Below are 1720 nucleotides of genomic sequence, written 5' to 3'. Positions count from 1 at the left end.
CACCACGAATAAATAGCTCAACGCCAAAGAGTCCATATCCGCCTAATGCCTCAACAACTCGTTTACTCATGGCTTGTGCCTTGTGTAATACCTCTGCAGACATCGACTGGGGTTGCCACGATTCACGATAATCGCCATCTTCTTGTCTATGGCCAATAGGGTCGCAGAAATGGATGCCATTTACGGCGCTAATCGTCAGTAAGGTAATTTCGTAATCAAACGGAATAAAGGCTTCAACAATTACTCGTCCTTTACCTGCTCGTCCACCTTCTTGGGCGTAAGCCCATGCTTGCTGGATGGTTTGTGTTGACTTAATCACACTCTGGCCTTTTCCAGACGAACTCATTACTGGCTTAACCACGCATGGAATACCAATGTCAGTAACGGCCTGTTCAAATTCAGCTAGGGTGTCACAGAAAAAGTACTTTGATGTTGGTATCGCTAAGGTCTCTGCCGCAAGTCGGCGAATACCTTCACGATCCATGGTGAGTTTAGCTGCGTTAGCTGTTGGCACCACATGTAAACCTTGCTGTTCTAGTTCCACTAACGTTTGGGTGGCAATAGCTTCAATCTCAGGGATCACTAAATCCGGCTTTTCAAGCTCGATAACTGCTTTTAATGCTTTTGCATCCAGCATGTTAATCACATGAAAACGATGGGCAATTTGCATTGCTGGGGCATTGGGGTAGCGATCAACTCCGATAACTTCAATTCCGTAACGTTGTAGCTCAATGGCAACTTCTTTGCCGAGTTCACCGCAACCTAATAGCATCGCCTTAATCGTGCCAGAAGTATTTGCTGTGCCAAATGTAGTAGCAATAGACATGGTAATTTACAGCCTCTGTGTAGGGATATTCTTATATGCCGAACAGTGTAACGAGGTGAGGTATTAAAAATCCAATATAAAATGCACTAATTGGCTAAAAACGCCTGTATTTCGAGGTTTTTTGTGATGAAAGATTGTATTTAATTACGATAAGTCTAGATGTATCGGTGTGTAGAAGTGTGGTTGTTGAAAACACCAAGTGTGATTGGGTAAGTGTCATAACACTATAGTGTTGAATTAGAGGGTGCTGACTCAAAAGAGTAAGTTAAAAAAGCCAACATTATTGGATTAATGTTGGCTAGATTCTATTTGAATTTGGCGTTAACTAAGGTTTAACGAGTAACTCTGCAGCGGTTAAAATTAGCTCTGGCGCAGGGCGAACCTTGTAGTTTGGATTCACATATTGAAAATGAATTAAACCACTTTTATCTGCCAAATAGACAGCAGGCACGGGTAACACTAAACGTTTGTCACCCGCTGGGGTAGTAAACAGTTCATTGGTTACCGCTAAACTGGCAGTATATTTTTTAGTGATATCTGCACTGGTGTAATAGGCTAAACCAAATGCTTGCGATGCCGCCATTGAAGTGTCAGACAGCAATAAATAATCGAGTTCTTGTTTATTCATCGACGCGCGCATCTTTTCTGGCGTGTCAGGTGATATTCCCACTAATTGAAAACCCATCTCAATCAGCTTTGGTTCAATGGCTTTTAACTGACCCATTTGCGAATTACAAAATGGACACCAACCGCCACGGTAAAAGAAAAATATAGTCGGCTTTTGAGCCACAAGTTTACTGAGTTCAACCGCTTTACCATCAACATCTTGCAGGGTTATTGCTGGTATCTGGTGGCCATTGAGCAGTGGCATGACATTGTTCTCGTCACTGGCAA

General features: G+C 42.7%; 2 protein-coding genes. Both read right to left on the bottom strand.

Features of this window, described 5'->3' with window-relative positions; translation table 11 throughout:
• Positions 1 to 826, bottom strand: an 826-nt coding sequence (gene purT, locus CXF78_RS16575; RefSeq protein WP_102037396.1) for a formate-dependent phosphoribosylglycinamide formyltransferase, incomplete at its 3' end; no start/stop codon positions are given.
• Between the two features lie 325 nt (positions 827 to 1151).
• Positions 1152 to 1720, bottom strand: a 569-nt coding sequence (locus CXF78_RS16570; protein ID WP_102037395.1) for a peroxiredoxin-like family protein, incomplete at its 5' end; no start/stop codon positions are given.

The organism is Shewanella sp. 11B5, from assembly GCF_002836795.1.
In the GTDB taxonomy this organism is placed as follows: domain Bacteria; phylum Pseudomonadota; class Gammaproteobacteria; order Enterobacterales; family Shewanellaceae; genus Shewanella; species Shewanella frigidimarina.
Note: the sequence above shows the minus strand (reverse complement) of the source record. Positions and strands in the feature narration are given on the sequence as shown.